Here is a 21,376-nt window from a genome sequence, read left to right as displayed (position 1 = left end):
TGGGACTATTGGCAACGGCAGGGAGCGGCTACGTCAATGCTGGTCTAACAGAGAGATAGTTGTTCTTGCTTCTCACGGAATGAAATGGATGCCATGTGGAATGAAATTCTCGATTTTGAAGATTCGGCACCATTCGCCGGCAGCTTGAACGCGGTCGCCAGCTATATCCTTCAGGCTCTATGAGGGGTTTCCTCAAACGGGTTCCCATGCCACACCCCCAGTGCGTCGTTGGTACTCGCCGGCCCGCTGACACACGCGGCCCTTAACCCATACATGATGTCGATATCCTTGGAATCTGACATCATTCCAAAGTATGAGATGCGGGTATGAGAAGACCCAGCGGCCCGTCTTGCCGGCGACTATTTCGGCATGGCACAAATTTGCGGTTGGGCTATGGTTTTTCTCGGCCACCCCAAGTAGAAGCGTGGGCTAACTTCATGGAACCGCAGGCAGATAATTGCACTCTGCCAGATAGCACATGAGGATTTTAATCAAAACTGCTGCCAAACGGAAAAGCCCCTCCGGCCGAGGCCGAAGGGGCATCAGGGCGTTGCCAAAAACCGCCACTAGACCTGGTCGATCACCACGTGTCCGTCTTCGCGCACATGTACGCGCCCCTCCGCAAGGAGCTGCGCAACATGCGGGTAAATCTGGTGCTCGACCTCGTGGATGCGAACCTCGAGCTGGTCGACGGTCCAGCCCTCCTCTACCTCCACCGGCCGCTGCGCGATGATGGGACCGCAGTCGTAGTCGCTGTTGGCAAAGTGGACCGTCACGCCCGTGACCTTAACGCCGTAGTCGAAGGCGTCCTGAATGGCGTGCGCCCCCTTGAAGCTGGGCAGCAGCGCCGGGTGAATGTTGACCACGCGGTTGGGAAAGCTGGCAAGAATGGGGTCGTGCACCATCCGCATGTAGCCCGCCATAAGCACGTAGTCCACACCAGCGCGGCGCAGCTCGGTGGCTATGACCTCGTCGGCAACGATTGGGTCAGCGTAGATCTCCTTGGAGAGCGTAAGCGTCTGGATGCCCGCCGCCTCCGCACGCTTGAGCCCGTACGCGCTTGGCCGCGAACTCACCACTAGCTCGATGCTGGCATCAAGCTTACCTGCGGCAATAGCATCGATAAGCGCCTGCAGGTTGGTACCCGAGCCGCTAATGAGCACTCCCAGCTTAATGCTCATCGATAGGTCACCTTGCCCTCGCCCGCGACGCACTCGCCCATCACGAACGGCGAGAACCCCTGGGCAACAAGCCCCTCGCAGACCTCGTCCACGTCGTCGCGACCACAGATGATGCTCATGCCAACGCCCATGTTGAAGGTCTTGTACGCCTCGTCGGGCGTGAGGCCCGCAGCGCGCACCATGTACGTGATGACCGGCGGCACGTCCCATGCGGGGCCATCCTCGCCGCCGCGGTCGACCACCGCGTCAACGTTTGCGGGCAGCGCTCGGTTGAGGTTCTCGGTGATGCCGCCGCCGGTGATGTGTGCCATAGCGTGGATGGGCACGCCGGCCTTGAGCGCGCGTACCAGCCCGCCGGCGTAGATAGTGGTGGGACGCATCACGGCGTCAGCAAGGCTCTCGCCACCCAGCTCGGGAAGCGGGCGCTCCAGCTCTTCCACGGTCTTGCCCTCAATGGCCACCTTGCGTACGAGCGAGTAGCCGTTGGAGTGGATGCCAGAGCTGGGGAGGCCGAGAATCACGTCGCCCTCGTGCACCAGGTGCGGACCAATCATCTTTGGCCGGTCGACTACACCCACCACAAAGCCAGCCAAGTCGTAGTCGTTAGGGTTCATGACGCCGGGGTGCTCGGCCATCTCGCCGCCAACCAGCGCGCAGCCGGACTTGCGGCAACCCTCGGCAATGCCACCCACAATCTTGGCCACGTGCTCGGCGCGCAGCTTACCAATGGCAACGTAATCCAAGAAGAAAAGCGGCTCGGCGCCAATGGGCACAACGTCGTCCACGCACATGGCCACAAGGTCCTCGCCTACGGTCTCGTGCCGGTTGAGCAGCTGCGCAATGGCGAGCTTGGTGCCCACGCCATCCGTGCCCGAGACCAGCACCGGGTCCTCCATGTCCTTGTACGCAGACATCGAGAAGCACGAGCCAAAACCGCCCAGGCCGCCAATGACCTCGGGCCGATTGGTCGAGGCGACGGCCGCCTTAATCGCATCGACGGCGCGGGCACCCTCGTCCACGTCGACTCCGGCATCTGCGTACGAGACGTGCTGGGGCTTATCTGCCATCTTGGGCGTCCTTCCTAGCTGGGGTTGCATCGTTGTTCTCGGCAGGGCCGTTGTTCTCGTCCACGGCGCCGGCGGCCTCAAAGCGTGCCGCCGAGTCCTGCTCGACCTCACGCGCAATCTGGTCGATGCTCATGTGCGACTCGAGCGACGCCTGCATGAGGTTGTGCGGCTTGTAACCGGGCAGGAACTTCTCCTCGTAGAACGAGCGCGGAATGGCTACCGGGTAGTCGCCGGTGAAACAGGCCGTGCAGTAACCGCCGTGGGGCACGCAGTCGATGAGGCCCTGCGGCGAGAGGAAGCCCAGCGTATCGGCGCCGATAAAGTCGCGCATCTCTTCGAGCGACATGTTGGCGGCAATGAGCTGGTCCTGGTTGGCGGTATCGATGCCGTAGAAGCACGGCCATGTGACCATGGGCGAGGCCGAGCGCATGTGGACCTCGGTGGCGCCGGCGTCGCGCAGCATCTGGACAATCTGCTTGGACGTGGTGCCACGCACGATGGAGTCGTCCACCATCACGATGCGCTTGCCGCGCACCACGTCGGGCAGCGGGTTGAGCTTGAGCCGCACGCCCATCTGGCGCAGGGCCTGCGTAGGCTGGATGAAGGTACGCGCAACGTAGCGGTTCTTGATGAGGCCGGTGCCGTACGGCAGCCCCAGCTCGGCGGCGTAGCCCTCGGCCGCGGGCGTGCCGGAGTCTGGCACCGAGATGACAAGGTCGGCATCAACGGGGGTCTCGCGCGCAAGGCGGCGGCCCATGTTGTGGCGCATGAGGTAGAACGAGCTACCGTCCTTCACCGAGTCAGGGCGCGAGAAGTACACGTGCTCAAAGATGCAGTCCGCACGGGGCTGCGGCGGCACGCCCTGCTCGGATCGGAAGCCATCGTCGGAGATGCGGATTATCTCGCCGGGCGCGACCTCGCGCGCGTAGGTGGCGCCAACAATGTCCAAGGCGCAGGTCTCGGAGGCAACGACCCACTCGCCCTCGCCAAGCTTGCCCAGGACCAGCGGGCGAATGCCGTGCGGGTCGCGAAACGCATAGAGGGCATTCTCGCGGGCGAGCACCATGGCGTAGCCGCCCTCAAGCATGCGCATGGTGTGCGCAATGCCCGTACGCAGGCGATGCCCGCGCTGCGTGAAGTAGCCAATGAGCTTGGCCGCAACCTCGCTGTCGGTGCTGGAACGGAAGGGTATGCCCATCTCAATGAGCTCGGCGCGCAGCGCGTCAAAGTTCACGAGCGTGCCGTTGTGGGCCAGCGCGATGATTACGTCGTTGATCATCGAGAGGTGCGGCTGCGCGGACTCCCACCCCTTGGCACCGGCGGTGCCGTAGCGGCAGTGGCCAATTGCCACCTTGCCTGGCATGGCGGCAAGGTCTGCCTCGGAGAAGACCTGTGTGACCAGGCCAAGGTCCTTGCGCACCAGAACGGTGCGCCCGTCTCCCACCGCAATGCCCGCCGACTCCTGCCCGCGGTGCTGCAGTGCCCGCAGGCCAAAGTACGCCATGCGCGCTGGGTCGCGGTTGGGCGCCCACACGCCAAAGACGCCGCACTCGTCGTGCAGCTTGTCGTCACTGGGCTCCGGCGTCCACGACGCTTCCGTCACGATGCCACCTCGCTCTTGGGGACGCACACCAGGATGGTGCGGCCATAGCCATCAATATAGTTGCAGGTGCAGAGAGTGAGCACGTGGCTCGTCTTGCCGATGAGCTCGGAGGCGTCAGAGCGGCTGGTCACGGCCTTGGCCAGAAGGCCAGAGAGGTACGAGTGGAACTCGTCGTCGCTGGACCAGTCAAAGACGCGCACGTTGGTGTCGTTCTCGTCAGCGTAGTAGAGGAAGAGCGGCTCCAGCTCGTACGTGGCGTCCTCGGTGACGTACCACACGGTGCTCACGGAGTCGAAGGCCTCCTGCTTGTCCATGTCGGCAATAGGCTTGAACATGGCGCCGTTGCGCAGGTGGTGACCGTAGATGATGGTCTGCTGGTCAAGCATGCCAGGCGCCTGGTTCTGGTAGTCCATGAAGACCTGGCCGCCCAGCGAGTAGTTGCCCTCGGCGTTGGTGTGGAGGTACTTGTCGTTGTCCGACGCCTGGTACACGGGGAAGCTCACCACGGTGTTGGGGATCTGCACCCAGCCAACGACCTCGGGGTTAACGGCCTTGAGGCCCGCCCAGTCCACCACAGGCGGCTGGTTGCCCTGGTCATCCACCGTAGCGTAGGCCGCGAGCTTCTCGTTCTCGACGTCCTGCTCGTGGTACTGCCACTGCGAGTAGCCGTACATGCCCGCAGCCGCCACGATAAGCGTAATGCCCACAATGAAGAGCACCGTGGAGATGATGCGGTTGCGACGCTTTCGCGGGTCGCGGGAGCGGCGGCCAGAGAGGTCGTACGGGTCGGTCTCGCGGTAGCTGTCGCTCTTCATGCGGCGGTTGTGGCGAGAGGAACCGGCGCCCTTGGCCGACGGGTCACTGGTTACCACCGGGATGAAGCCAGCAGAGCGCTGGTCACCTGCGGTGCCGCGCGGCGCGTCGCTGCGCGAGGAAGCTGCGGATCCACCGCCGTCCGGCTGGCTAAAGTGCTTGCCCTGACTGTTTGACACGTGATTGCCTTTCTCGGACGTACTGGGCTAGGAGAGCTTGCTTCCCACGTACGCCGCGGCTGCGGGCTTGTCGAAGTTGCCGTTGGTTGCCTTGGTGAGCGCGCCCATGACCTTGCCCATGTCACGCTTTGACGTAGCGCCCAGCTCGGCGATGAGGGAATCGGCCAGCTTCTCGAGGTCGGCACCCTCGAGCTGGCGCGGCAGCAGCTGGGAGAGGACGTCCGCCTGCGTCGAAAGCTCCTGGATGCGCTCGGCGTGGGACTCGGCGCCAGCCTTGCGCAGGCCGTCGAGCTCCTCGGCGGTGACCTTCTGGAGCTTCTTCACCGCCTTGGTGAGGTCGGCCTCGGTGGCGTCGCGACGCTCATCGACCTCAACCTGCTTCACGGCCTGGTTGACCTGGCGCAGGATGGAGAGACGGGCCTTGTCGTGCGCCTTCATGGCAAGCTTAATCTGCTCGAGCAGCTCTTCCTTCTTCATGCGGTGCTTTCCTCCCTGGCCGCGGGATAGGCGCGGCCGCGTGCGGATGGCTGGCTCCTACGCCTCTGCCATCTGCTGCTTCATGTGAACGATCTTCTCGCGATACTCCGGCATGGTGGCCCCCAGGATCTGGATGGCGTAGATGGCCGCGTTCTTGGCACCACCAATGGCCACGCAGGCCACGGGCACGCCCGAGGGCATCTGCACCATGGAGAGCAGGGAGTCCATGCCGCCCAGGTCGCTCGTCTTCATGGGAACGCCCACGATGGGCAGCGGAGTGTAGGCGGCAACAACGCCGCCCAGGTGAGCGGCCTTGCCCGCGGCAGCGATGATCACCTTGAGGCCGCGGTCTGCCGCGGTGGAGGCCCAGTCATGGACCTTCTGCGGCGCACGGTGCGCCGACGCGATGACCAGTTCGTACGGAACGCCCAGCTCGTCGAGCTGAGCGGTGCATGCCTCCATCGCCGGCATGTCCGACTTAGACCCCATGATGATTCCCACCAGCGGCTTGTCCGCCATAGGACCCCCTTTGCGTTGGGTTCAGAGACCCTCACAGTATAAATGGAGCTGAGCGAACCTGGACGCTGGGGCCTATCATTGACCAACAGCAACAGATGGCACGGGAGGCACCGCGGCGCACGGCGCGAGCCAACTACGACCCAAGGGGTATCGCATGGACGCAAAGAACCTTGTTCTCTACAGGCGGGAGGGCGCGTACATTCCGCGCGTCGCCGCTGTGCACGACCTGTGCGGATACGGCAAGTGCTCGCTGGGGATCGCCATCCCCGTGCTTTCCGCCGCGGGATGCGACGTCTGCCCGGTGCCCACCTCGCTCTTTTCGGCGCACACCAAATTCCCCACGTTCTACATGCACAATACGACCCCAATTCTTGGCGACTACCTGGACGCCTGGGCCAAGGAAGGCATTGAGCTTGATGCCATCTATTCCGGGTTCCTGGGATCTGCGGCGCAGGTTGGCGTCATTCAACGGCTGTACCGTGAGCACTCAACGGCACTGCGCGTGGTTGACCCGGTGATGGGCGACGGCGGGAAGATGTACCCCACGTACACGGCCGAGCTGTGCGAGAAGATGCGCGATCTAGTTGACGGGGCGGACATTCTCACCCCCAACCTCACCGAGGCGCACCTGCTCACCGGCATGCCGTACCACGGCCAGGACCTCTCGGAGGCCGAGGTCGAGCGCTACGTGGCACAGCTGGTGGGGATGGGCGCGCGTCTTGTTGTGGTGAAGGGTGTCGTGCGCGGCGATGGCCTTATCAGGAATTATGTGGCTGGCGAGAAGGTCGACCTGGTAGAGGTTGTGGGCGAGCAGTTGCCGTTCATGACGCACGGGACCGGGGACCTGTTTGCCTCCACGCTTACCGGGGCAGTTATGTGCGGGCGCAGCGTGTATGATGCGGTAGCGTTTGCCACGGACTTCGTGCGAGACGCCATGCGGGTCACGCGGCTGCAGCCGGACAACGAGGTGCGTGGGGTGTCGTTCGAGAGCCTGCTGGGGCAGGTTGCCGCACTGGTGGGTTAGCCGCGCCGCCGACGCGGCGGGCGGCGCGGGCTCTCGGCGCGGCTCTCGGCAATGCCGCGGATTCTCACCGGTTAGGAATATTCCGAACGGTTAGACCCCCCCTAAACGGCAAAATCATGCGGCATCTCGGACATGCCGCGGATTCCGAACAGTTAGCGGGCCTTAAACGGCGAAATCGCGCGGCATCTCAGCCGGAACCGCCCGCCGAGGAACGCCGTAGCGTTCGAGCAGCGCCTTGAAGAACGGCCGGTTCTTGGCCTCCTCAAAGCTAAACCGCATGATGGAGGCATTACAGAGTGTGAGGCGAGATTCCCGTCGCCGCTCGGCGAGAAGCGCCTTGCCAGAGATCTTCTCGCCTGCGCTACTTCGGTCGGCATACTTTGCTGCGCCGTCGAGCTCGCCAAATATTGGCCGAGCCACGCCCGCCTCCCAGACGTAGTCAACCCGGAACTCGCACCCCGGATGCGACGGGTCTTCCACAAGAACCTGCAGCTCTGGCACACAAAATCCCAGCTCAATCATGATGCCGCGCGCAACAGACTCACCGCCGTTCTCGGAGCGGCCATCCGCCCAGCCAATGGTCTGAAGCGCCTGCCGAGAGCCACGCGCGCGTGGCTGGGCTTGCACAAAGCCCGCTAGGTCTTCTCGCGAAAGGCCGTAGTCGCGCAGCGCGGAGTCCGCGACGGCAAGGCCTTCCGGCATGGAGATCGTCCGCAGGCAGTCCGCAATGGTTCTGTCCAGCGGCGTTGCCTTTACGCCTGCCACGACCTCGAATTTCTCGCTATCGTCTGCATGCAGACGATGCCTCGCCACGTGCTTGCTTTGGTGCCCCTTGCCGCCCTTTGTATCTAAGATGTGAACGACGGAGGGTTCGGGCTCGGAGACCTGCAAGCCATGGGCTATCGCAGCCGAGGTTCCGCAGAACACCCATGCCGGATGCAACGCTGCGGCAGCTCGCACCACCTGAAGAGCCTGGGCGCCTGGCGAGAGAGACCTCCAGTACGAATCCCGTGCATACACGTGCGGAAATGGCGCCACTACGGTACCCGCTTCCGCACGGCGATCGAGAAGCCTCTTTGTTCGGTCGCTCTTCACGCAGAGGCACATACCGCGCGTCTCCGCCGCCGCGAACGCCTCCTCAACCTCGTCCTGCACCGAGCGCCAGTACCCTCTGCTCACGCTTGCCCCCTCCGGCAACTTTTAAGTGAGCTACTTGTACCAAGTCCGGAGGCAACTTGTTCTGACAACTGTCTGACAGCTAACTTCCACGCAGCTCAGAGGGGGTATTTTTCTCCCCTATCCCAAAGGAATTCTGTAAGCGGTAGGATGCGGGCCGCAGGAGGTGGCCTAGCAAGGGGCGCCGAGGATTGCGGCGGGATGCTTGCATTACAACGTAGCTACCACCCGTTAGTGGACTCTCGGCAATGCCGCGGATTCTCACCGGTTAGGAATTTTCCGAACGGTTAAAGCCCCCTAAACGGCGAAATCATGCGGCATCTCGGACATGCCGCGGATTCCGAACGGTTAGCGGGCCTTAAACGGCGAAATCGCGCGGCATTGGGGCGTGCTATGACCCAGCACCACGGCGGCGGGCGCGGCAGTCGCCGCCCCTACTTTGCGCCGCTGCCAGACCCGCTGTTCGCCGAATCGCTGCTCGTAGAGGTATCGCTCTCCGTAGAGCTGCCACCCGTAAGGTCATTCAGAATCGCGACCGGCGTAAACGACGTGGTGACCTGGTCGCGCAGCTCCTCCTCGAGCGTCTCATCCACACCCGTGATGCTGCAGTTGAAGTTCACGCCCGTGGAGCTCTGCGTCTTTGACCACACAAACGTGATAAACGAGGTCACGTCGCCCGTAGGCTTGAGGAATCCAAAGAGTTGAGCCGTTTTGAACTTGCCGTTCTCGTCCATGTGCACGTTAACGTGGTAGATCACGGTGTTGATGTTGGGGTTGAGCAGGCAGTTCACCGAGAAGGCCGAGGCCTGCACCTGGGAGCCTGCAAAGCACTCGAGCGCGTCCTCGGAGGTCGTGTCGATCACGGTCACTTCGACGGTACCGGTGTTCTCGTCTGCCTCCTGCACCGAGAAGTCCTCGGGGAACTGCGTGAAGCCATTGCCCCACTCCACGCCGCCACGCAGCGCCGACGCCACCGTGGCAACCGTCACATCGTGAGCGAGGTCCGCCGTGTTGGAGCGGCGCACCACGCCAAAGATGACCTGGCCGGCAACAACGATCACGAGAAAGACCAGCACAAAGCCTACGGCCGTCTTTGCGATGACCTTGCCCACGTTGGATCCAGAGGGGTCGTCCGCGGAAAGCGGGTCAATGTCGACGCCGGTGCCCTTCTCCTTGCGACGGCTGCGCTCGCGGCGGGCAACCTCCTCGTTGGAGTGGCCCGTCTCGTCAACGGTCTCAAAGAGCTTCTCGGCCTCGTCGCCGGTAAGGGCATTGGTCTGGCGGCGGGCCATCTCGTTTTTCGGCTTAGCCATCAAGCTCTCCCTCGCCCGCAGGGTCGTTCACGGGACCGGCGGCCTCGCCCGGCGCAAGTCGATGCGCTATGGCATCGCAGATAAGGGCGCCCACCACGGTCTTTGCGTCCTCAATCCTGCCGTCGAGAACCGCGTCGACCAGCTCGGAAAGGTCGACAAGGTCCACATTGATGAACTCGTCGGCATCGGGGCTCGACTGGTGGTAGCTCAGGTCCGTCGCCATGTAGAGGTGAATGAGCTCGTCGCAGAAGCCATCGGACGTAGCAATGGTGGTGAGATAAGCCATCTTCTTGGCCTGCATGCCGGTCTCTTCGGCAAGCTCGCGGTGGGCAGCGTCGAGCGGGTCCTCGCCGGGGTCCAGCTTGCCGGCAGGAATCTCTACCGTCACGCGGTCGAGCGCCATGCGGAACTGGCGCACCAGGCAAATACGGCCCTCGTCCGTAAGCGCGACAACCGCAACGGCACCGGGATGACGCACGACGTCGCGCACAGCGGTACGGCCATCTAGAAGCTTCACACGCAGGCGGTTGACGTTGAAGATGCGGCCGGTCCAGGCCACGTCCTCGGAGACGGGATGCTCTTCCAGGCTGGCATCGCGCGGATCGTCCTCGCCCAGCACCAAATCGCGGGCCTGGGGGACACCCGAGACGTGGTCCTGGCTCGAGCGGTCTCCGTCAAAGGTAAGGTCATCGGCCGCCGAGCGCATGTCCGCAGTCGCCGAGCGGAGGTCGTCCATCGTGGGAACCGCCTCAACGTACTGCGGACGAATCTGCGAATCGTCTGCGGGCGACCCCTCGTAGGAGTACTCCTCGTCCATCTCGTCGTCCGTGTCCTGCACCCGTGCCACCGCTCCATGCCTCCAAATACGTCGTCTGCCGCGTTGCGTGAGCGCGCCCGCGCTACCCGTTGTTGCGGGGAAGAACCGCCTTGGCACCAATGTCGTGGCGCATGGTCTTACCCTCGAAGTAAATAAGGTCGCACGCGGCGTACGCCTGGCGGCGGGCCTCCTCGAAGGTGGGCGCCACGGCCGTCACGTCAAGCACGCGGCCACCGGCGGTGACCAGCTGTCCGTTGGCGTCGATGGCGGTGCCGGCGTGATAGACGGTGACGCCATCCAGCGCCTCCGCGCGCTCGATGCCCAAGATGGCCTTGCCCTTCTCGTAACTTCCAGGGTAACCCGCGCTGGTGAGAACCACCGAGACGGCCCAATCGTCATCCCAGGAGATCATGTCTGGCGAGAGGGTCCCCTTGTCGCAGGCGAGAAAGACGTCGACAAGGTCCGCCTGCATGCGCGGCAGGACCACCTGGGTCTCGGGGTCGCCAAAGCGTGCGTTGAACTCGAGGACCTTGGGGCCATCCTTGGTGAGCATGAAGCCACCGTAGAGGCACCCGGAGTACGTGATGCCCTCGGCACGGAGCTCGTCGACCACGCGTTGCTCGATGGCAACCATGGCGGCGTGCTCCTCGGGCGTGACCATGGGGACGGGCGAGTAGACGCCCATGCCGCCGGTGTTGGGACCCTTGTCGCCGTCGAGGGCGCGCTTGTGGTCCTGTGCCGTAGCCAGAGGCACGAGCGTGGTGCCGTCGGTAAGCGCGAGAAGCGAGCACTCGGGGCCGTCAAGGGTCTCCTCAACAATCACCGTTGCACCGGCGTCGCCAAAGCGACCCGAGAAGCACTCGCGCACACCGGCAAGCGCCTCATCGACGTCCTTGGCAACAATGACGCCCTTGCCTGCGGCAAGGCCATCGGCCTTCACCACGCAGGGGCCGTCAAGCCTGCGGACGTACTCCTCGCAGGGCTCCTGCTCGGTGAAGGAACGCCAGGCTGCGGTGGGCACGCCCGCGCGTGCCATGACCTGCTTGGCGAACTTCTTGGAGCCCTCCATGCGCGCTGCGGAGGCATCTGGCCCAAAGCACGCGATGCCGGCGGAGCGCACGGCATCTGCAACGCCCTCGACGAGCGGCGCCTCCGGGCCAATGACCACGAGGTCAATGCCGTTCTCGCGAGCGAAGTTGGCCACGTCGACGGGCGAGTTCTGGTCGATTGTGGCAACCTCGGCCATGGTGTCCATGCCACCGTTACCCGGGGCCACCCAGAGCTTGCCCGCACGCGGAGACTCGGCAAGCTTGACGAGAAGCGCATGCTCGCGCCCGCCCGCACCCAGGAGAAGAATATCGACCTTAGACTCGCCCACGTGTCCTCCCTCGTTTCTCGCAATGGCATGACGCGCCCGGGCAACCCGGGCGCGTCGACGCATCAGTTAGTCCCAGTACCGGTTAATGGTCTGCTCGCGATCCGGCCCCACCGTGATGATGGAGACGCGCACGCCAGCCAGCTGCTCGAGGAAGTCGATGTAGTCCTTGGCCTCGCGCGGGAGCTGGTAGAAGTTGCGCACGCCAGAGATGTCGCACTTCCAGCCGGGCAGGGTCTCGTAGACGGGCTTTGCGTGGTAGAAGACGGACTGGTGCTCGGGGACGGTGGTGTAGCGCTTGCCGTCGCACTCGTAGGCAACGCAGACCTTGATCTCGTCCAGGCAGCCAAGGACGTCAAGCTTGGTGATTGCCAGGTCCGTGAGGCCGTTCACGCGGGCGGCATAGTTCACGACCACGGCGTCATACCAGCCGCAGCGACGCTTGCGGCCCGTGGTCACGCCATACTCGTGGCCAACCTCGCCCAGCTTGTCGCCCACCTCGTCGAAGAGCTCCGTGGGGAAGGGGCCCGAGCCAACGCGCGTGAGATAGGCCTTCGCAACGCCCAGTACGCGGTCGATGCGGGTGGGGCCAACGCCCGAGCCGGTCACTGCACCGCCGGCGGTGCAGTTGGAGGAGGTCACAAAGGGATAGGTGCCGTGGTCAATGTCGAGCATGGTGGCCTGTGCGCCCTCGAAGAGGATGTTCTTGCCGGCCTCGAGCTGCTCGTTGAGGAACAGCGAGCTCTCCACGATGTACGGGCGGATGCGCTCGGCGTAGGGCAGGTAGGTCTCGCAAATCTGGTCCACGGTATAGGTGGGAAGCTCGTAGACCTTCTCGAGGATGGGGTTGGTGTAGGCCAGCGCGGCCTCGAGCTTCTCGCGGAAGATCTTCTCGTCCAGCATGTCCTGGATGCGCAGGCCCGTGCGGTTCATCTTGTCCATGTAGCAGGGGCCAACGCCACGCTTGGTGGTGCCGATGAGGTTCTTGCCAAGCTTCTTCTCGTGCGCGCCGTCAAGATCCTTGTGGTAGGGCATCACGATGTGGGCGTTGCCGGAAATCTTGAGGTCCTTGCAGGAGATGCCCTGGGCCTCGAGCGTGTCGATCTCACCAAGGAGCACCTCGGGGTCGACGATGCAGCCGTTGCCAATCACGGGATAGACGCCCTGGTACATGACGCCCGAGGGAACCTGATGGAGGGCGAGCTTGTGGCCGCCGGCAATGACGGTGTGACCTGCGTTGGCTCCGCCGGCGTAGCGGCAGACGACGTCAAACTCGCCCGAGATGAGGTCCGTCACCTTACCCTTGCCCTCGTCGCCCCACTGCGTACCCACGAGAACTGATGCAGGCATTGCTCCCCCTCAAAAAGAGTGTGATAGACCGGGCGCACGGCGCTTGGCACACGACGCCCCTAACCAAGTCAGTATACGGCATGGCCAGCGGTTATCGGGAGCTGCGCTACCGGGTCAGAAACATCCCACAGGCGAAACAAGCATTGCTCGGAAAAGCCGGGTGCTCCCGCGGCTGATGGCGCATCTGGCGAGAGGAGCGCAGGGGGACGCTAGTCGTCGTAGTGCGTCGTGACTTCGAGGAACTTTGTCTTGTTGCCCACAAAGGTGAGAGGCACGTCGCCGAGCGCGCCAGAGCGGTTCTTCGCGATGATGAAGTTTGTGACGCCCATATCCGGGCGGTCGTCGCGAGCTGCCTCCTCCTCGTCCATGGAGCGGTCGAGAAGGATGACGATGTCGGCGTCCTGCTCGATGGCGCCGGACTCGCGCAGGTCCGAGAGCTCGGGGCGCTTGCCGGTGCGCTCGGTCACGCGACGAGAGAGCTGCGACAGCGCGATGACGGGGCACTCGAGGTCCTTGGCCATGATCTTGATGCCTCGCGACATCTCCGAGACCTCTGTGGCACGGCTGTCCGCACGGCGCATGCCGGCAGGAGGCGAGAGGAGCTGCAGGTAGTCCACCACAACAAGGCCAAGCTTCTTGCCGTGGAGCATGCGGCGGGCCTTGGCGCGAATCTCGGTGACCGTGGTGCCAGGGGTGTCGTCAATCATGATGTCCAGGCCCGAGAGCTCGTCTGTGCCTCGGATGAGCTCGGGCCACTGGTCGTTCTGGATGTGGGCCGAGCGAATCTCCTGCAGGCCAACGCCAGACTGGGCAGAGAGCAGGCGCTGCGCAATCTCGATCTTGCTCATCTCGAGCGAGAAGAACGCGACCGAGGCACCGTTGAACGCGGCATTCACGGCCAGGTTGAGCGCGAAGGAGGTCTTGCCCACGCCAGGTCGCGCGCCGATGACGATCATCTGGCCAGGGCGCAGCCCCAAGAGCTTTGAATCGATGGTAGGAAAGCCCGTCTTGACGCCCAGCTCGGCGGTCTGGTTCTCGCACATGTCCGAGAGCTGGTCGAAAAGGTCGCTCATGATGGAGCCAATGGGCTGGTAGCTCGAGCGCACGTCCCTGTTGGTGACGTCGAGCAGCATCTTCTCGGCCTTGTCCACGACCTCCTTGGTGTCCTCGGGCGCGTCGTAGGCGAGGGCGGTGATCTGCGCGGCGGCAGAGATCATGCGGCGCAGCGTGGAGTCGCGGCGCAGCATCTCCACGTGGCGTCGCCAGCCCACAAGCGCCAGCGAGTTATTGCCAAGGTCCAGTAGGTATGGCCTGCCACCCACGCGCTCCAGTTCGCCCTGGCTTTTGAGGAAGTCCGCGAGCGAGATGGTGTCGACCGCCATGTTGCGATCGAACATCTCGCGCATTGCCAGGTAAATCTTGCGGTTGGAGGGAATGTAGAAGTCATCCGGCTCCAGCTCGATGAGGCACTCCTGCAGCACATCTTGAGAGATTATCATGGCCGAGAGGACCGAGGACTCCGCCTCGGGGTCCTGTGGCATCGCAACGTCCGACGTCGCCGTCATCTGGGTTGGGTTGATGTCGTAGCTGTCCTGTGCCACGAGCCGTGCTCCCTCCTGCTGTTGTGCCGCCGTCTGCCCTCTGGATGCTACCCCAACGCGCGGTAGCGGACCGTGGTTGGCCACCCGCCATTCGCAAGCCCTCTACCTGCGGCAAGAGAGGAGCGTGCGAAGTCTTCTACACGCGATGTTGAAAACCTCTCTCGCTGAGCGGGCGTTTTGAGACTTTTCAACGTTTTCAACAATTTGGCGAATGGTGTGTTGGTAATCGAGAAACCTACTTTGCAGAGTCGCCTTAAATATTCATTACGTGCGAGATGAACCAGCACGTTTGCCCCAAATATCCGAAAAATTAGCGTTTACCCAGGTAGCAAGGCTTATTAAATGCATTTTTCGAACGTTTGCCCCGCATGCCACACGTGCATGCGGGGCAAATTTGTGGTAGTGCGCTTAACAACCGAGTCTCGCGACCCCCGCCCCTGACCTGCGAGAATTGTTGAAATCCCCAGGTGGGAGCAGGTTTGGTCGAAAACTCCGAGGACTACTCGGCAGCCTCGGTGGTCTCGGCGGCCTCGTCCGCAGCCTCAGCAGCCTCGGGTTCGGCGGCCTCCTCGGCCGCAGGCTCCTCGGCAACAGGCTCGTCGCCCACGAGGACGATGACCTTCGCGTTGATGTCGCGGTAGAGGTTGATCTCGACGGCGTGGCGGCCGGCGGTCTTGATGGTGGCGCCACGGACGATGCGCTTGCGGTCAACGTCGACGCCGAGCTGGGCCTTGATGGCCTCAACGATCTGCTGCGAGGTGACGGAGCCAAAGAGCTGGCCCTCCTCGCCAATCTTCGCGTCGACCTTCACGAGCTTCTCGTCGAGGACGGCCTTGGTGGCCTCGGCGTTGGAGATGCGCTCGGCCTCGCGCTTGGCGATGCTGTCGCGGCGCTGCTCGAGCTGCTTGAGGTTGCCCGGGGTGGCAGGCTGGGCGATCTTGTTGCGGAAGAGGTAGTTCTCCGCATAGCCCTGGGCCACGTCGACGACGTCGCCCTCTCCGCCCTTGCCCCGGAGCTCACCCAGGAGGATGACTTTCATGGGACACTCCTTCGTTCAGTCGGCTATGCCGACTTCTGATCTTGATCCGTGTTGCTCTGGATGGTGGTCTTCACGCCCCTGGGAAGATGGCGGAAGTTCTTCCACACGTCAATGAGCCCCACGATGGTCATGACGTAAAACTGGTCTTCGAGAACGAGCCCGGCAACGATGGTGCACGCGCCTGCGAACGCCCCCACATGCCTGGTCCTGATGAGCCAGGCGATGATGGCAAAGCCCTGGACCGCAAAGGCAATCCTGAGCGCCACCAGGAGGTTGGCCGAGACCATGTTCACGATATTGGTGTACGCCTGCGGGACCACGCTCACCGCCGCGAAGCCAAGGATATCGGCCACAAGGACGCCAACGAGCCACACGGGCACGTCGTAGTCCACAAGCGACGGCATGGAGACGCGAAGCCCTTCTCGCCTCACAGACGCGCGGGCGCCGAGAAGCGAGCAGAGGTACTCGGCCAGGGCCACAACGAGGTACGCGCTGGGCCAGTAGAGCTGGAGCACCGAGCGGAGCGACTCGATCTGGGCAACGGCCGAGACGGACGCAACGCCAATGCTCTTGGCATACTCGTTCACAAGCTGCGTGATCATGTCGGCAATGGAGGAGTCCATCGACTGCAGCTGGATGGCATCGACGCCGATGAGCGCGAGCGTGCCGCACCCAATGAGCGCAAACGAAACCGAGAGCGACAGTCTGCTGCGCGATGTGGCCCATGCCGTCCCGATGCCAATGACGCAGGCAACGAGAACGCTTGGCACCGTGGCGACCTGCGCCACGAGAGCTACGACCGCCGCCGGCACCAACGTGCAAGCGAGCGTCGCAAGCGCCTGCAATGGGTTGCGCGCAGCCAAGGTGATGGCCGCACCGTACCCAATGGCAAAGCACCCGAGCATGGGGATGTATCCGGCGATAACACCGCCGAGCGCGCAGATGACGAGCCCGGCAACGAGCGACGAACCGCCGCGTGGTGCCTGTGCGCCATCCCCCGCGGGAACAATCCCGCCCTGTTCGGGCGAGGCACCCTTGGAGTTAGACGCATCCCAGAGCGCAAGCGCCCTGGTTTGCTCGTCTGTACGCTTCTCCACCGTCATGACCTAGTGGTTCTTTCTCGAACCCCGCACCTAGCCGCGGTTGCGGCCGCCGCGGCTGGAGACCACGGGGACGGTGTAGGGCAGGAGCGCCATAACGCGGGCGCGCTTGATGGCAACCGCGATATCGTGCTGGTGCTGCGTGCAGGCGCCAGTGACGCGACGAGGCTTGATCTTGCCACGGTCGGTCATGAACTTGCGGAGGAGCTGCACATCCTTGTAGTCGATGTACTCGGTCTCCTCCTTGCAGAACTGGCAGTACTTGCGACGCGGCTGGCGCTGAAACTCTTGCTTTTTCTGCTGCTGAGCCATGTCTGGTTTGCCTTTCTAACGGCGGCCCTAGGGCCGCCTCGCTGTTACTAGAACGGAATGTCCTCGTCGTAGACGTCTGCCGCAGGGGGCGTGGAGACGGGCGGCACGGCAGGTGCGGGCGCGGAGTAGCCCGGCTGTGCGGGGTACTGCGCGGGTGCGGCCTGCTGCGGCGCTGCCGCATAGGGCTGCTGCGGCGCGTTGTACTGCGGCGCGGGAGCTGCCTGCTGCGGTGCGGAGCCCTGGTTCCTGGACGAGAGGAACTCGACCTCGTCCACAACGACCTCGAGCTTGCTGCGGCGCTGACCTTCCTTGGACTCCCAGGAGCTATAGCGAAGCTTGCCCTCGATAGCGACCTTGGAGCCCTTGCTGAGGTAGCGCGAGAGCGGTTCGGCGCGTGCGCCGAACACAACGCAGTCGACGAAGTTGGGCACGTCCTCCCACTCGCCAGTCTGCTGGTTGCGACGACGGTCGTTGACCGCGACACCAAAGGAGAGAACCTGGGTGCCGCCGCCGGTGGAACGAAGCTCCGGGTCCCTGGTGAGGTTGCCCGAGATGTTCACCCTGTTAATGCTCACGTTGCTCACTACCTCTCTCTGCGGGCGCATGGCCCGCCTTCCGCTGACTAGTCCTTGTCCGTACGGGCCACGATCATGTGGCGCTTGACGGCATCGCTGATGCGCAGGACTCGGTCGAGCTCTGCAATCTGGGAAGGATCTGCGTGGAAGTTGATGAGGGTGTAGTCACCCTCGGTGAGGTGGTCGATCTCGTAGGCGAGCTTGCGCTTGCCCCAGTCCTCGACGGAGTCAACGGCGCCGCCGTCAGTGGTGATAGCGACCTCGATGCGCTTCATGACGCCCGCGCGAGTCTCCTCGTTGCTGGTGGGATCGACAAAGAACAGCAGTTCATAAGCCTTCATGGTGTCACCTCCTCTGGGCTGATGGCCCTAGGTCGTGAAGGTTTGCGCCCAGGGCAGGAAGCATGCGATTTGGTATCGTATCACAGCACTTGCAGGTACGACCACCCATGGCCTGCGAATGTGTATCCAAATCCATAACCATTCTGCCTGCGCGCGCATCTCCAACCGCCGCGTCTCCTTCTCCGTGCACCAAGGGTACGGCTCGCTCCTGACACTAATTTGGCGCTGGGCGAGCAGCGCGCGGGCACGTAGCTGTCACGCGCGCCCCTGGGGGCGGCAGACACAGCCAATGCGGTTTGCAGAATCTGGTAACGGGACTTCGAACCTCCACGGTTCCTCCACAAGTCCACGGCAGGACCCGCCACACCGACGCGGCACGGCAACAAAAAGGGCAGACGCCCAATGGCATCTGCCCTGACTTTCAAATGGCGGAGGGGGAGGGATTCGAACCCTCGTACCCCCGAAGGGGTAAACGGTTTTCGAGACCGCCGCATTCAACCACTCTGCCACCCCTCCGTGGGGTGAAAAGCGGCGCCCCCAGTGGGACGCCGCTGGATTTACTGGCGGAGAGTCTGGGATTTGAACCCAGGATACGCTTTAGGCGTATACACGATTTCCAATCGTGCTCCTTCGGCCACTCGGACAACTCTCCAGGAACCGCGACGGCTAGTATATCGTAAGTTTGCCGGTAAGGGGAAGTTGTTTTTCTCTCCACCGGTTCTTCTTGCCCGTGCGCGTCAATGTGCGAGAAAATATACACCTGTCCAACCCCAGGGAGGCCGGATGCCGGAGCTTTTCTCAAAGTTTGGCCCCGAGATGGCGGCCGTATCTCTTCCCGCCTGGCTCGACCTGGCGGCACTTATGGTCGGTGCGGTCTCCGGCGTCCTGGTTGCCCGTGAGCGCAAGCTCGACCTTGTGGGCTTTGTGGGCCTCGCGATGCTCTGCGGCCTGGGTGGCGGGCTTATCCGTGACGTCACCATGCAGGTGGACTCGGTCTACATGCTCTCCTCCCCCTACGCCATACCAGCCGCCGCTGGCATGGGCATCTTTGCCTTCCTGTTCCCAAGCCTCTTCGATAGGTTCTCCAACCTCATTGAGTGGGTCGACATCGTCTCTGTGGGGCTCTTTGCGCTCATGGGAACTGACAAGGCCATCGTCTATGGGCTCCTGCCGTTCTCGGCAATCCTCATGGGCACCTTGACCGGCGTGGGCGGCGGCATGCTGCGCGACGTCTTTCTCGGTGATATTCCCCGCATCTTCAAGCCGAGCAACTACTATGCGCTGTGCGCCCTGGCTGGCTCGACCGTCTACTATGTGACGGTCATGGTCTTCTGGCTTGGGAAGCCCTGGGCGGCCTTCCTGTGCGTCGCAATGACCGTGGGCCTCAGGCGCTGGTCGCTTCACTACAACGTGATCTCGCCCAACGACGTGAACCTTGCCCCGCGCGTGGCCGGCGGGGTTCGCAAGATCACCTGCCGCGTCTCGAGAACCAAGAGCTCAACGAGAAGGAGCCGCAGCTCTGCTCGGCGCCGCAACGGCTAAACGCAGGCAACGTACAGAGAAGGACGTCACGGGTTCTCCCGCGACGCCCTCGTTGCTTTTGCAAGCTTGTGACAGACTGGCCTACTTGTCCACCAGGCCGTGACGCACGCGCCACTTGCGGCGCTCGACTTCAGAGAGGATGCGCTTGCGCATGCGGATGTTCTTGGGCGTAATCTCGACCAGCTCGTCGTCCATGATGTACTCGAGCGCCTCTTCCAGCGTGAACGTGCGCGGCGGCGTGAGCTGCACCGCGATGTCTGCGGTGGAGCTGCGCTGGTTGCCTAGGCTCTTGGTGCGCGCGATGTTCACCACGATGTCGCCGGGCTTGGAGCGCTCGCCCACGAGCATGCCCTCGTAGCACTCGTCGCCGGGGCCAACGAAGAGCGTGCCGCGGTCCTGCAGGTTGCCCAGGGCGTAGGCCACGGCCTTCTCGGTGGACATAGAGATCATGGCGCCGTTCTGACGCTTGCCCAGCTCGCCCTCCATGGGGCCGTACTCGAGGAAGTTGTGATAGAACACAGCCTCGCCGTGGGTCACGTTGAGGATGCGGTTTTTGAGACCCATGACACCACGTGTGGGAATCTTGAACTCGAGGTGGTCCTGCTTCACTCCCGAGACCATGTTGGTCATGTTGCCGCCGGAGTTGCCAAAGAGCTCGATGACCTTGCCAGAGTACTCGCCGGGGCACTCGACCACAGCCTCCTCGATGGGCTCGAGCTTGTGGCCGTGGCCGTCGTCCTTAAAGAGGACGCGCGGGCGGCCAACCTGGAACTCGAAGCCCTCGCGGCGCATCTGCTCCATGAGGACCGAGAGGTGCAGGATGCCGCGGCCGGCAACCTCGACGCCGGTCTTGTCGGGCAGTTCCTCGATGCGCATGGTGACGTTGTTCTCGCGCTCCGTCATCAGGCGCTCCTTGAGCTGGCGGCCACCAACAATGTCGCCATCGCGGCCCACGAGCGGCGAGGTGGATGCCTCAAACACAACGGACATGGTGGGCGGGTCGATCTCGATGGGATCAAGCTCCACGGGGTTCTCGGGATCGGTATAGACGTCGCCAATATCGGTGTGGTCAACGCCCACCACGGCGGCAATGTCACCCGCCTGGGCCTCGCTGCACTCCTTGCGGCCCAGGTAGTCAAAGGTAAAGAGCTGCTTGACCTGGCTCATCTCGCGGCTGCCGTCGTTCTTCACCACAAGGATCTTGTCGCCGGCGTGGATGGTGCCCGAGTAAATGCGGCCAATGCCAATGCGACCCACGTAGTCGGAGTGGTCAACGGTCACGCACTGCATGGCCAGCGGCCCCTCGAGGTCCACGTCGGGCGCAGGCATGGCGTCGACGATCATGTCAAGCAGCGGGTACATGTCTATGTTGCCATCGTTGGGGTCGAGGCGCGCAAAGCCGTTGACGGCCGAGGCGTACACCACGTGCTCCATGGCAAACTCGAGCTCCTCGTCGGTGGCGCCCAGGTCCATCATGAGGTCGAGGCAGTCGTTCAGGGCCTTCTCGGGGTTAGCGCCGTCGCGGTCGATCTTGTTGATGACAACCATGATTGCCAGATGCGCGGCAATGGCGTGCGAGAGGACGAAGCGCGTCTGGGGCATGGGGCCCTCGGCCGCGTCAACCAGCAGCAGCGCGCCGTCTGCCATCTTGAGCACGCGCTCGACCTCGCCGCCAAAGTCAGCGTGGCCCGGGGTGTCGATGACGTTGATCTTGATGCCCTGGTACTCGATGGAGATGTTCTTGGCCAGGATGGTGATGCCTCGCTCGCGCTCCTGGTCATTGGAGTCAAGCACGCGCTCCTGGACCTGCTGGTTCTCGCGGAAGGCGTGGGTGGCCTTGAGCATCTGGTCAACCAGCGTGGTCTTGCCGTGGTCGACGTGGGCAATGATTGCGATGTTTCTAATCTGCTCCTGGAGCATGGGTACCTCTCGTCTAGCTTGCCAGCGTACATACGCCAACGCAAATGGATTT

The 21,376-nt window shown here is 63.2% G+C and carries 20 protein-coding genes and 2 tRNA genes; 2 read left to right on the top strand and 20 right to left on the bottom strand.

Features of this window, described 5'->3' with window-relative positions; all coding sequences use genetic code 11:
• Positions 1–566: 566 nt before the first annotated feature.
• The 6 genes from purN to purE are packed head-to-tail and all read right to left on the bottom strand — an operon-like array spanning position 567 to position 5,839.
• The gene (gene purN, locus NVS32_RS03170) at positions 567–1,181 is read right to left on the bottom strand and encodes a phosphoribosylglycinamide formyltransferase (RefSeq protein WP_258498613.1); all 615 of its coding nucleotides are present in this window, start codon (positions 1,179–1,181) and stop codon (positions 567–569) included.
• Positions 1,178–2,248 carry a phosphoribosylformylglycinamidine cyclo-ligase gene (gene purM, locus NVS32_RS03165; protein WP_117651614.1) on the bottom strand — a complete coding sequence of 357 codons (1,071 nt, stop codon included), beginning with the start codon at positions 2,246–2,248 and terminating at the stop codon, positions 1,178–1,180. The genes purN and purM overlap by 4 nt, the downstream gene beginning before the upstream one ends.
• Positions 2,238–3,851: an amidophosphoribosyltransferase gene (gene purF / locus NVS32_RS03160; protein ID WP_258498608.1), complete on the bottom strand. Its 1,614-nt coding sequence runs from the start codon at positions 3,849–3,851 to the stop codon at positions 2,238–2,240. Before purF ends, purM begins: the two co-directional genes overlap by 11 nt.
• Entirely contained in the window at positions 3,848–4,843 is a 996-nt protein-coding gene (locus tag NVS32_RS03155; RefSeq protein ID WP_258498606.1) for a class B sortase, read from the bottom strand. Before NVS32_RS03155 ends, purF begins: the two co-directional genes overlap by 4 nt.
• A gap of 27 nt (positions 4,844–4,870) precedes the next feature.
• The gene (locus NVS32_RS03150) at positions 4,871–5,320 is read right to left on the bottom strand and encodes a GatB/YqeY domain-containing protein (RefSeq protein ID WP_091005345.1); all 450 of its coding nucleotides are present in this window, start codon (positions 5,318–5,320) and stop codon (positions 4,871–4,873) included.
• 57 nt (positions 5,321–5,377) lie between these two features.
• Positions 5,378–5,839 (bottom strand): 5-(carboxyamino)imidazole ribonucleotide mutase, encoded by a 462-nt coding sequence (gene purE, locus NVS32_RS03145; RefSeq protein ID WP_258498605.1) that lies wholly within the window; start codon positions 5,837–5,839, stop codon positions 5,378–5,380.
• Between the two features lie 154 nt (positions 5,840–5,993).
• Between purE and NVS32_RS03140 the strand changes: the two genes are divergently transcribed.
• Positions 5,994–6,863: a pyridoxamine kinase gene (locus NVS32_RS03140; RefSeq protein WP_258498604.1), complete on the top strand. Its 870-nt coding sequence runs from the start codon at positions 5,994–5,996 to the stop codon at positions 6,861–6,863.
• Positions 6,864–7,025: 162 nt separating this feature from the next.
• Here the strand turns inward: NVS32_RS03140 and NVS32_RS03135 are convergent, their stop codons facing one another.
• The 13 genes from NVS32_RS03135 to NVS32_RS03075 all read right to left on the bottom strand — a co-directional run bounded on the left by NVS32_RS03135 (position 7,026) and on the right by NVS32_RS03075 (position 18,514).
• Positions 7,026–8,042 (bottom strand): hypothetical protein, encoded by a 1,017-nt coding sequence (locus NVS32_RS03135; protein WP_258498603.1) that lies wholly within the window; start codon positions 8,040–8,042, stop codon positions 7,026–7,028.
• 431 nt (positions 8,043–8,473) lie between these two features.
• Positions 8,474–9,352, bottom strand: a complete 879-nt coding sequence (locus NVS32_RS03130) for a hypothetical protein (protein WP_258498602.1) — start codon at positions 9,350–9,352, stop codon at positions 8,474–8,476.
• The gene (locus NVS32_RS03125; RefSeq protein ID WP_258498636.1) at positions 9,345–10,058 is read right to left on the bottom strand and encodes an NUDIX domain-containing protein; all 714 of its coding nucleotides are present in this window, start codon (positions 10,056–10,058) and stop codon (positions 9,345–9,347) included. Before NVS32_RS03125 ends, NVS32_RS03130 begins: the two co-directional genes overlap by 8 nt.
• Before the next feature lie 193 nt (positions 10,059–10,251).
• A complete protein-coding gene (gene purD, locus NVS32_RS03120) occupies positions 10,252–11,547 on the bottom strand; it encodes a phosphoribosylamine--glycine ligase (protein ID WP_258498601.1) in 1,296 nt (431 codons plus the stop codon).
• Positions 11,548–11,613: 66 nt separating this feature from the next.
• Positions 11,614–12,894, bottom strand: a complete 1,281-nt coding sequence (locus tag NVS32_RS03115; protein ID WP_258498600.1) for an adenylosuccinate synthase — start codon at positions 12,892–12,894, stop codon at positions 11,614–11,616.
• Positions 12,895–13,103: 209 nt separating this feature from the next.
• Positions 13,104–14,459, bottom strand: coding sequence for a replicative DNA helicase (gene dnaB, locus NVS32_RS03110; protein ID WP_303646496.1), 1,356 nt, complete (start codon positions 14,457–14,459; stop codon positions 13,104–13,106).
• 535 nt (positions 14,460–14,994) lie between these two features.
• Positions 14,995–15,534 carry a 50S ribosomal protein L9 gene (gene rplI / locus NVS32_RS03105; RefSeq protein ID WP_258498598.1) on the bottom strand — a complete coding sequence of 180 codons (540 nt, stop codon included), beginning with the start codon at positions 15,532–15,534 and terminating at the stop codon, positions 14,995–14,997.
• A gap of 23 nt (positions 15,535–15,557) precedes the next feature.
• The gene (locus tag NVS32_RS03100) at positions 15,558–16,637 is read right to left on the bottom strand and encodes a DUF2232 domain-containing protein (RefSeq protein WP_258498597.1); all 1,080 of its coding nucleotides are present in this window, start codon (positions 16,635–16,637) and stop codon (positions 15,558–15,560) included.
• Between the two features lie 30 nt (positions 16,638–16,667).
• Positions 16,668–16,946, bottom strand: a complete 279-nt coding sequence (gene rpsR / locus NVS32_RS03095; protein ID WP_032110063.1) for a 30S ribosomal protein S18 — start codon at positions 16,944–16,946, stop codon at positions 16,668–16,670.
• 47 nt (positions 16,947–16,993) lie between these two features.
• Positions 16,994–17,521: a single-stranded DNA-binding protein gene (locus NVS32_RS03090; protein ID WP_258498635.1), complete on the bottom strand. Its 528-nt coding sequence runs from the start codon at positions 17,519–17,521 to the stop codon at positions 16,994–16,996.
• A gap of 47 nt (positions 17,522–17,568) precedes the next feature.
• Positions 17,569–17,862, bottom strand: a complete 294-nt coding sequence (gene rpsF, locus NVS32_RS03085) for a 30S ribosomal protein S6 (RefSeq protein WP_258498596.1) — start codon at positions 17,860–17,862, stop codon at positions 17,569–17,571.
• 426 nt (positions 17,863–18,288) lie between these two features.
• A tRNA-Ser gene (locus NVS32_RS03080) sits at positions 18,289–18,378 on the bottom strand.
• A 45-nt stretch (positions 18,379–18,423) separates the two neighbouring features.
• Positions 18,424–18,514, bottom strand: a tRNA-Ser gene (locus tag NVS32_RS03075).
• 131 nt (positions 18,515–18,645) lie between these two features.
• Between NVS32_RS03075 and NVS32_RS03070 the strand changes: the two genes are divergently transcribed.
• On the top strand, positions 18,646–19,404 hold the full coding sequence (locus tag NVS32_RS03070) for a trimeric intracellular cation channel family protein (protein WP_258498595.1): 759 nt from the start codon (positions 18,646–18,648) through the stop codon (positions 19,402–19,404).
• A gap of 81 nt (positions 19,405–19,485) precedes the next feature.
• Here NVS32_RS03070 and typA read toward each other — a convergent pair whose 3' ends face one another.
• Positions 19,486–21,324, bottom strand: a complete 1,839-nt coding sequence (typA, locus tag NVS32_RS03065) for a translational GTPase TypA (RefSeq protein WP_258498594.1) — start codon at positions 21,322–21,324, stop codon at positions 19,486–19,488.
• Positions 21,325–21,376 lie beyond the last annotated feature (52 nt).

The organism is Tractidigestivibacter montrealensis (assembly GCF_024741235.1).
Lineage (GTDB): Bacteria > Actinomycetota > Coriobacteriia > Coriobacteriales > Atopobiaceae > Tractidigestivibacter > Tractidigestivibacter montrealensis.
The sequence above is the reverse complement of the archived record's forward strand: the minus strand, read 5'-3'. Positions and strand labels throughout refer to the sequence as shown.

What these genes read in the sequence shown, in the direction of transcription:
- dnaB (WP_303646496.1), bottom strand. Translation starts at nt 14,459, where the DNA reads ATGACGGCGACGTCGGACGTTGCGATGCCACAGGACCCCGAGGCGGAG.
- NVS32_RS03070 (WP_258498595.1), top strand. Translation starts at nt 18,646, where the DNA reads ATGCCGGAGCTTTTCTCAAAGTTTGGCCCCGAGATGGCGGCCGTATCT.
- NVS32_RS03115 (WP_258498600.1), bottom strand. Translation starts at nt 12,894, where the DNA reads ATGCCTGCATCAGTTCTCGTGGGTACGCAGTGGGGCGACGAGGGCAAG.
- NVS32_RS03150 (WP_091005345.1), bottom strand. Translation starts at nt 5,320, where the DNA reads ATGAAGAAGGAAGAGCTGCTCGAGCAGATTAAGCTTGCCATGAAGGCG.
- purM (WP_117651614.1), bottom strand. Translation starts at nt 2,248, where the DNA reads ATGGCAGATAAGCCCCAGCACGTCTCGTACGCAGATGCCGGAGTCGAC.
- rpsR (WP_032110063.1), bottom strand. Translation starts at nt 16,946, where the DNA reads ATGGCTCAGCAGCAGAAAAAGCAAGAGTTTCAGCGCCAGCCGCGTCGC.
- NVS32_RS03140 (WP_258498604.1), top strand. Translation starts at nt 5,994, where the DNA reads ATGGACGCAAAGAACCTTGTTCTCTACAGGCGGGAGGGCGCGTACATT.
- rpsF (WP_258498596.1), bottom strand. Translation starts at nt 17,862, where the DNA reads ATGAAGGCTTATGAACTGCTGTTCTTTGTCGATCCCACCAGCAACGAG.
- typA (WP_258498594.1), bottom strand. Translation starts at nt 21,324, where the DNA reads ATGCTCCAGGAGCAGATTAGAAACATCGCAATCATTGCCCACGTCGAC.
- purE (WP_258498605.1), bottom strand. Translation starts at nt 5,839, where the DNA reads ATGGCGGACAAGCCGCTGGTGGGAATCATCATGGGGTCTAAGTCGGAC.
- rplI (WP_258498598.1), bottom strand. Translation starts at nt 15,534, where the DNA reads ATGAAAGTCATCCTCCTGGGTGAGCTCCGGGGCAAGGGCGGAGAGGGC.
- NVS32_RS03100 (WP_258498597.1), bottom strand. Translation starts at nt 16,637, where the DNA reads ATGACGGTGGAGAAGCGTACAGACGAGCAAACCAGGGCGCTTGCGCTC.
- purN (WP_258498613.1), bottom strand. Translation starts at nt 1,181, where the DNA reads ATGAGCATTAAGCTGGGAGTGCTCATTAGCGGCTCGGGTACCAACCTG.
- NVS32_RS03130 (WP_258498602.1), bottom strand. Translation starts at nt 9,352, where the DNA reads ATGGCTAAGCCGAAAAACGAGATGGCCCGCCGCCAGACCAATGCCCTT.
- NVS32_RS03125 (WP_258498636.1), bottom strand. Translation starts at nt 10,058, where the DNA reads ATGCGCTCGGCGGCCGATGACCTTACCTTTGACGGAGACCGCTCGAGC.